Below are 7,719 nucleotides of genomic sequence, written 5' to 3'. Positions count from 1 at the left end.
CTTGAGCTCCAGGATCTCGCCCTTGACGTCGACGGTGATCTTCTTGGACAGGTCGCCCGCGGCCACGGCCTTGGTCACGTCGGCGATGTTGCGCACCTGCGAGGTGAGGTTGCCGGCCATCGAGTTGACCGAGTCGGTCAGGTCCTTCCAGGTGCCGGACACGCCTTCGACCCGCGCCTGGCCGCCGAGTGAGCCCTCGGTGCCGACCTCGCGGGCCACGCGCGTCACTTCGGACGCGAACGATCGCAGCTGGTCGACCATCGTGTTGATGGTGTTCTTCAGCGTCAGGAACTCGCCCTTGACGTCGACCTCGATCTTCTTGGAGAGGTCGCCCTGCGCGACGGCGGTGGTCACGTCGGCGATGTTGCGGACCTGGTCGGTGAGGTTGCCGGCCATGGAGTTGACCGAGTCGGTCAGGTCCTTCCAGGTGCCGGCCACGCCCTTGACCTTGGCCTGGCCGCCGAGCTTGCCCTCGGTGCCGACCTCGCGCGCGACGCGGGTCACCTCGGCGGAGAAGTCGCCGAGCTGCTCGACCATGCGGTTGATGGTCTTGGCGGTGTGCAGGAACTCGCCCTGCAGCGGGCGGTTGTCGACCTCCAGCGCCATGGACTTGGTGAGGTCGCCCTCGGCGACGGCGCCGATGACGCGGGCAGCTTCGCTGGTGGGATGGACGAGGTCGTCGATCAGCGCGTTGATGCAGTCGATCTGCTGACCCCAGAAGCCGCGCATCTCGGGCAGGGCGGCGCGCTGCTTGAGCCGGCCTTCCTTGCCGACGACCTGCCGCAGGCGGGAGAGTTCCGCGGCCATCGACGCGTTCTGTTCGACCACCTCGTTGAAGGCATCGGCGAGCTTGCCGGCGACGCCGGTCCAGTGGAACGGCAACCGGACGTCGGGGTCGCCACGCCGCAGCGCATGGAGCGCGAGCAGCATCGCATTCAGGTGTTCGGCCGGGACCACGGCCACCCCTTCTTCCAAGACGCTCATGGTCATCTCCCGGCCGTCTCGACGCGGCTCAACCGATGGACTTTAGCCGGGCGTGTACCACCATGGGGGCTGGGTTTAGGAGCGTCGGCGCGAGGGGGCACGGGCACGCGGCTTGCCCTCATCGGTCATCGACGGACGGCTTTGGCCGGGCGCGCTTTGTCGCGCGGGTAGGGCTGTTGCGTCGTGTTGCACTCTGGGAGAACACCTCGATGTCCGAACCATCGCCTCATGCGCTGCGGGTGCTCGTCATTGACGACGACCCGGAGGGAGCGCGCAGCCTCAGCGAGCTGTTCCGCTGCTACGGCTGCGCGACGGCGGTGGCCTACAGCGGCCGGGTGGGCCTTCGGCTGCTCAAGCTGTTCAAGCCGGAGCTGGTGTTCGTCGACTTCGACATGCCCGACATGAATGGCCTGGAGGTGGTGTCCGAAGCCAAGCTCATCGACGCCGAGGCCGGCCGCCACGTGATGTACGTCTGCCTGACCGGCGGCGGCCCGGAGATCACCGACGAGAGCGCCGGCGCGGCGGGCTTCAACCGCTTGCTCTACAAGCCGCTGAAGGTGACCGACCTGCTGGCGGTATTGCTGACCGCCCGACCCGGCAATTTCGTCGCCGGCGGCAGCGCGCCGGCGATCCGGCCGGCGCGTCCCGCATACGGGAATCGCACGCCCAGGCATTGAGTGGGCCGGAAGCGACATGGCCCGCGTCGCTCGCGCCGCCCGGCAGGCCCAGTGGATGCAGCTCGCCGAGCAGGCGAAGGCGTGCCGGGCCTGTCCCTTGTGGCAGGGCGCGACGCAGACGGTATTTGGCGAAGGACCGGTCGCGGCGCGGCTGATGCTCGTCGGCGAACAGCCCGGCGATCGCGAGGATCTGCAGGGGCATCCCTTCGTCGGCCCGGCGGGGCGTCTGCTTGACGAGGCGCTCGCGCAACTGGGCTGGCCGCGCGACCAGCTCTACCTGACCAATGCGGTCAAGCACTTCAAGTACGAATTGCGCGGCAAGCGGCGGATGCACAAGTCGCCGGCGCAGCGCGAGGTGCAGGCCTGCGCGCCGTGGCTGGAGCAGGAGATCGCCACGGTGGACCCCGGCGCGATCGTGGCGCTGGGCGCGACGGCGGCCCGCGCGGTGCTGGGGCACGCGGTGCCGGTGCTGGCGAATCGCGGCCAGTGGCTCGCGCGCGAGGATGGCCGGCGCGTGCTGATCACGCTGCACCCGTCGGCGCTGCTGCGCGACCGCGGGCCGGATCGTGACGCGGCGATCGCCGCGTGGATCGAGGACCTGCGCCGGGCGGCTGGATGACAAGGCTTCGTTCGCAGGCTGCTGAGATACCTCGCCATCCCGTCATGTCCTTGAGCTTGGGGCGGCAATGCGGGATGCGCTGGTCCGACACGTTTCCGATGCGCGGTCGACCGCGGACAGCAATCACATTGGCGGCCGCAAGGTTTCGGCTGGGCGAAGGCCGTTGGCTCGATTCGCCAGGTAATGGTGCGCGGGCTCAAGAAGTTGGACGAATTGTTCGTGCGGAACATGGAGGCCCACAACCCGGTGCGCTTGCGCACGCTGGGCAAATCCATGTGCGGGCCGCCAAATTAACAGCAGCTGTGCACGAACTACCATCAAACGGTCGTTTCGTAGCCTGCAAAGCGCGAGATCGCACCCTCTTGAATCAGATTTGCCGAATGCCGACCGACCACAAGGCGGGCCGGCGAATCGAGGCTCTATTTCAGCGGCCCGTTAAGCGACTTTCACCTTAGGAACTCGACGGTGCCGTTGACAAAGATTCATCAAGCAAGCGTCCGGCTCCATCAAATAGCAGAGAAAGCCGGTGCGCTTCGGAAATTAGCATGCTCCAGAAGTCTGGCCATTCGGTAAGAACTGGGTCCGCCCGTCTTTGAGGCAGTCGAAGCACCTTCAACGTCTCGTCATCAATCACAAGCTTGGAGCCGTCATCAAAGTATCCGCCGACGAAAAAATAGGACGCCTTGACATCTCGGGGCCTCTCCTGGGTATTCGGAACTTCTAAGGCATATGGCTGCCAAGCAGCGTCACCGGTTCGTTCGTACGTGCTTCTCAACCCGTAAATGTAGAGATGCCCGGGAAATAGGTTGATCCCGTTGGTATGATTCAAGAAATCCCTAAAAACCGACGGAATTGGGCGTCCGCACTTCAATTCCATTGACTGCAATTCTTGGGTCGAAAGGCCCGTGTAAAGAGAGTGCAGCCAAGCCTCCGGCGCGAGATGTGGCACATGACCATAGAGATGGGCGCCCATAGTGGTAGTTCGCTCGCCAAATGCTGCTGACTTCTGCACCAATGCTTTGAATTCAATAAATGGATGCATGGATTCACCTTTGAATCAGTGGCCCGGAAGAGGGATTTTGCCAGTTTCCTCCATGGCCATTCTGGAGATGGTCATTCGGCGTCATGAATTGAACGTTGCCTGGGTTGCTTGCTACTCCCGGATTGTTCGCAACATTATTCGTGTGGTGGCCTTGATAACCGGAGAAGCGTCCAGTCCCGCCCACGCTACGCCCTCGCGCCTTGCCCAGTTTATATATGTCTGATAGGACGTTGAACACTGATTGGCGTTCTGAGTGCGAAGTAGATTCTGTAGGCGCGATTTTATTTATGCAACATCCCTGTATCCGTAGCCGGCTCCGCCGGCGGGAGATAAGGCTGGATAGCTGAAACTCGGTTGAATCTGGCGAACAATCCCCTCTAGCCGGGCGGCCTCCGGTTTGGCCAAGCTCATGCTGACCGGCAGACCAGCGTCGTACTGGATCGTCAGCACGCGGCCCGATGGTGATGCGAATGATGTGGCCGGCGAAGTCGTAGCCGTAGCGCGTGGTCAGTACCGCCGTGCTCGCCGTTCGGATGCCAGCCTGGACGCGGCGTCCCGTTCAAATAGGCTACTTCTCAGCTCCAAGTGGTAGGCGCCGCTCGTAGTCCGTCAGCATGGTGGCCAGCTTCTCAGCTTCTCCTGCGCCAGGCTCAATGCCACTGCCATCGACTATCCCCTTGACCAAGTAATACTCGTTGAGCGACCTAATGCTCCCACGCTTGATCACCTGAAGGTACGTGTGCCACATGCGCGGACATGCCATTTGACGCTCTCATGTACGCTTATGAGATATAGGACTCCGCCCGTGAGATTGCATTGCGCAGTAGCGTCCTAAGCACGGCCCTCTCGCGATCATTTAGCAAGGGATGGCATTTGGAGTCTTCAGGCGTGATTGCTGGCAGGTTGTTGCCGTAAAACAACTTGTCATATGCCGACTTGGCTTCTTCTTGCTGGGACATCTCGCTCGTCATGAAGGAGCTTCCAAGCGAGCGTGCCAAGTCCTCCAGAGCATTCCATGCTTCGAGTAGAACTCGCGCCGAGTGCTCTGATAGCGGACGGCTGGGTCGTAATGAGTGGAGAACCGATCTCACAGTTTGGAGATCGATGACCTGAGCCTCTGCCCCATGGACGGCCAAACCATTGAGACGTGCTGCTTGAGCGAGTTCTTGCGCAGAGCGTGCAACCAGGATCTTGGACGAACCCCGGGCCAATGCATATTCGTCAGGCCCAGAACCGCCATCGCGCCACAGCAGATACCGCTCGCCATCAGCGAGTACCCAGCGCACGACATAGAACGCCTCGACAGTCATTTTCCGCCTCTCTCGTAGTGCTTCTTGATCTTGCTGTACTCGGAGCCGGGTCCACGGTCTTTCGATCGTGGATCGTCGCAACCGTAATGCTCGTTGAGGATTTGCTCAGCGTACTTTGCACAGCTTTCTTCTGGCTTGCGCGGGTGCTGCTTAGACCAACTTGGGATATCGGTGGCCCGCTCTTTGTCTGAACGCCGAGACTCCATCCAAGAGGGCCAAGTTATCCCGTCCCAATTCCACGTAGGCAGATATGGGCTCGGCTTTGTCAGATCCGGCAAAGGCGCCGGCGCTGGCCTCGGGTCATAAGGGTTCCACACTGGTGGCGGTGGCGGACCATAGATTCCATTTACACAGACACGGACGTCAGGCGCCAACCCCATCGAATCGGTGTAGCCCAGCGGGTTTCCATCGACATAGCTGTACGTATTGACGCCCCTTGCCAGCCCAAGGGGGCCACTTTGAACATACCTCCCCGTCGTCCCGTCATAGTCCCGGAAGTAGTTGTAGTTCAACCCGGGTATGTCGTCGTGTACGCCAGGCCCGTGTCGCTGAGCGTATTGCCCGCCGCGTCGTAGCCGAAGCTGCGCGTGGGATTGGCAACGCTGGTGAGCCGGTTGCTGGTGCTGGCCGTCGTGTAGGTCCGCGTCGTGGCGTTCAGCTTGACGCTGGTCCGGTTGCCGTTGGCGTCGTAGCCGATGGTCCAGGAGTTGGCCGGCGTGACGATGCTGGTCAGGCGGCCCAGCTCGTCATAACCGAAGCTCTGGTTCATCGCCTGCGCGGCGGCGGTGGCTTCACCGGTACTCGCATCCAGGTGCGTGTAGCTGACGATCCGATCAGCCGCGTCGTAGGTGATGTCGCGGACGATGGAGCCCAGCGGATAACGGACCAGGCGGCCGTAGGCGTCGTACACCCGCTCCTGCAGCTTCGTGCCGCTGTTCATCTGCATCTGCCAGCTGCGCACGCCGCCGAAGGGCTCGAACTGGATGCCGCTGATCAGCGGCTGTGCGGCGCTCGAGGCGTCCTTGGCCAGGCTCATGCTGATCGGCAGCCCCGCCTCGTACTGGATCGTCAGCACGCGGCCCGATGGGTAGGTGATACAGAGGCGACTCTGGTCCGATCTAAGCGCAGCACACCCGCCAGGGCATCGGATGAGACTCGCATGGAATACCTCGCATCGGGGATGCGAGGTGTAGCGATGACGCATCTGCCGATGCGTCTGCAACCCCGGCACGCTCGCAGCAGACGCTGCCAGCTCAAGGCCGGGACTGCGGGCTGTCGAATGTGCGCTCAATGCGTTAGGCCGTCCGCGCACTCGCTGGCTGGACGCCCATCGTCGCCCGTTAGGGGCGCCGCTGCCTGCACCAACCACCGCCTGGACGTCGGCGGCACGCGCAGGAAGCCGCCGCGGCCGTCGGGCGCCTGTGCAACGTGTCGTTGCGCCGGCTCTGCGCTGGTCGCTTCGCCGCCATCCCGGGTGGCTTCCTGCGCTGCTCCGTCAGCGGCGGGCTTCGGTCGCTGGGCACTCCCCGCACCCCGACCTCGTTCTTCGCATCGGCGCGAATCGGCGCTTGGACCGCGCCTGAACAAGGTCGGCCCCTGCAGCGCTGCGGTAACCCGCTTGGGGGCGGGTGCGCCTTCGCGTCAGCACCGGCGCCGGCCGGTGCTGCCCGCTGTCCTGCGGCAGCGGCTCATGGCGTCACCATAGCCAGCCCGCGTCTATCGCAGCCCAAGGATTTTCTCGACCACCTTCGGTCTCAATTCATAGCAGCGAACCATATGGGCGCAGTAATCGCCCACCGTGCAGATTTCGTATTCGCCTCGCCCCATCTGGTCTCGCAACTTCTTGTCGGCCGCATCCTTGATGTCCCCTTCGATTTCATCGAATGCGTTGTCTCTGAAGAAGCTTCGCGGCTTCGCGTGCAAGTCCGTTCCAAATCGAGCATCAAGACTCAGGGATTCAATGGCAACGTCAAAAAGGGTTGCCACACGCTTGAGAGCAAGGCTCCGAATCGTCTCTTCGCTAGGTGTCATTGCTTACAACCACAGCTTGAGGTCGCGTCAATAGCAGCCTTGCCAATGACGTACCAGTTGTAGAAGCCGTCGACAACAAGAGCTGCCGTGGCAGTGGCGCTCACCGCTTTGCCCGCGACTGTTCGGCCGATTTCGCGCAGCTCCCGGGTGCCTAACCGGCTTGACCACCGGCTCAGCTGGCTCGTCCATGGATTCATTTGCTCCTTCGACAAACCGAACCCACGAAGTTCAGATGGCGTCTTGGGCATCGTTCCGACAGCGAAGGCACTGCCAAGCGCAGCCAAGTCGGTCGCCGTACTGGAACGGTTCTGCTCGATTTGATTTGCGAACTTGTCGAAGTCAAAGTCGAGACAAGGCCTGGAGCCTCCACCGCCGCCGCCGCCGCCAGATGCTTGCAGCCCGTTCGGGTCCACGAAGCTCAGCGGGTTTCCGCCGACGTATGCGTAGGTGTTAATACCACCTTCCAACCCGATAGGGTCACTTTGAGGATACCTCCCCGTCGTCCCGTCATAGTCCCGGAAGTAGTTGTAGTTCAACCCGGACTCGCTGTCATAGTACTGCCCGGGAAAGCGCAGATTGAACGTGATCGGCGAGAGCCCCGCCGGCGCCTGTTCCGGCTGCGTCGTGCCAAAGGGCTCGCTGATCCAGCGCCAGCGCGCCGCATCGGTCTTGTCGATGAGCACGCGCGGTGCGTTCAGGTGATCCGCGTACGCGAGCAGCGGCAGCGTTGACGCCACCGATCCAACGATCACCGCCACGGGCGTGTCGCCCAGCCAGACGAACTCCTGCACCACGCCCGAGGCGTTGTACTCGCCCAGCAGATGCCCTTCTTGGTCGTACACGAAGTCCCGCAGCCCCGCGCTGTGCTCCTTGTGCACCCGCTGCCCGCCCGCGTCGTACTGGTAGGTCGTCGTCAGGCCGTTTTTGGTGAGCGTGCCCAGCCGGTTGTCCAACCGGTATGTCGTCGTGTACGCCAGGCCCGTGTCGCTGAGCGTGTTGCCCGCCGCGTCGTAGCCGAAGCTGCGCGTGGGATTGGCAACGCTGGTGAGCCGGTTG

At 62.8% G+C, this 7,719-nt stretch carries 8 protein-coding genes; 2 read left to right on the top strand and 6 right to left on the bottom strand.

Going from position 1 to position 7,719, the window contains the following annotated elements; translation table 11 throughout:
• Window positions 1-984, bottom strand: a 984-nt coding sequence (locus ACTJKJ_RS18640; RefSeq protein ID WP_440821335.1) for a HAMP domain-containing protein, incomplete at its 3' end; no start/stop codon positions are given.
• A 209-nt stretch (window positions 985-1,193) separates the two neighbouring features.
• On the opposite strand from ACTJKJ_RS18640, the gene ACTJKJ_RS18635 reads away from it, so the two are divergent.
• On the top strand, window positions 1,194-1,661 hold the full coding sequence (locus ACTJKJ_RS18635) for a response regulator (protein ID WP_175538214.1): 468 nt from the start codon (window positions 1,194-1,196) through the stop codon (window positions 1,659-1,661).
• 16 nt (window positions 1,662-1,677) lie between these two features.
• Window positions 1,678-2,280 (top strand): UdgX family uracil-DNA binding protein, encoded by a 603-nt coding sequence (locus ACTJKJ_RS18630; protein ID WP_440821334.1) that lies wholly within the window; start codon window positions 1,678-1,680, stop codon window positions 2,278-2,280.
• Window positions 2,281-2,731: 451 nt separating this feature from the next.
• On the opposite strand, the gene ACTJKJ_RS18625 is transcribed toward ACTJKJ_RS18630, so the two are convergent.
• The 5 genes from ACTJKJ_RS18625 to ACTJKJ_RS18605 form a co-directional block, all read right to left on the bottom strand.
• Complete coding sequence (locus tag ACTJKJ_RS18625) at window positions 2,732-3,322, bottom strand: SMI1/KNR4 family protein (protein ID WP_440821333.1); 591 nt, start codon at window positions 3,320-3,322, stop codon at window positions 2,732-2,734.
• Window positions 3,323-4,104: 782 nt separating this feature from the next.
• Window positions 4,105-4,632, bottom strand: coding sequence for a hypothetical protein (locus ACTJKJ_RS18620; RefSeq protein WP_297388746.1), 528 nt, complete (start codon window positions 4,630-4,632; stop codon window positions 4,105-4,107).
• Window positions 4,629-5,144 (bottom strand): RHS repeat-associated core domain-containing protein, encoded by a 516-nt coding sequence (locus tag ACTJKJ_RS18615; protein ID WP_440821332.1) that lies wholly within the window; start codon window positions 5,142-5,144, stop codon window positions 4,629-4,631. The genes ACTJKJ_RS18620 and ACTJKJ_RS18615 overlap by 4 nt, the downstream gene beginning before the upstream one ends.
• On the bottom strand, window positions 5,141-5,707 hold the full coding sequence (locus tag ACTJKJ_RS18610) for a hypothetical protein (protein WP_440821331.1): 567 nt from the start codon (window positions 5,705-5,707) through the stop codon (window positions 5,141-5,143). Before ACTJKJ_RS18610 ends, ACTJKJ_RS18615 begins: the two co-directional genes overlap by 4 nt.
• A 952-nt stretch (window positions 5,708-6,659) precedes the next feature.
• Window positions 6,660-7,719: RHS repeat-associated core domain-containing protein (locus ACTJKJ_RS18605; protein ID WP_440821330.1), on the bottom strand; the 1,060-nt coding region annotated here is incomplete at its 5' end.

Origin of the sequence: Roseateles sp. 22389 (assembly GCF_052044995.1) — a bacterium.
Classification (GTDB): Bacteria; Pseudomonadota; Gammaproteobacteria; order Burkholderiales; family Burkholderiaceae_C; genus Roseateles.
The sequence above is the reverse complement of the archived record's forward strand: the minus strand, read 5'-3'. Positions and strand labels throughout refer to the sequence as shown.

What these genes read in the sequence shown, in the direction of transcription:
- ACTJKJ_RS18635 (WP_175538214.1), top strand. Translation starts at nt 1,194, where the DNA reads ATGTCCGAACCATCGCCTCATGCGCTGCGGGTGCTCGTCATTGACGAC.
- ACTJKJ_RS18630 (WP_440821334.1), top strand. Translation starts at nt 1,678, where the DNA reads ATGGCCCGCGTCGCTCGCGCCGCCCGGCAGGCCCAGTGGATGCAGCTC.
- ACTJKJ_RS18625 (WP_440821333.1), bottom strand. Translation starts at nt 3,322, where the DNA reads ATGCATCCATTTATTGAATTCAAAGCATTGGTGCAGAAGTCAGCAGCA.
- ACTJKJ_RS18620 (WP_297388746.1), bottom strand. Translation starts at nt 4,632, where the DNA reads ATGACTGTCGAGGCGTTCTATGTCGTGCGCTGGGTACTCGCTGATGGC.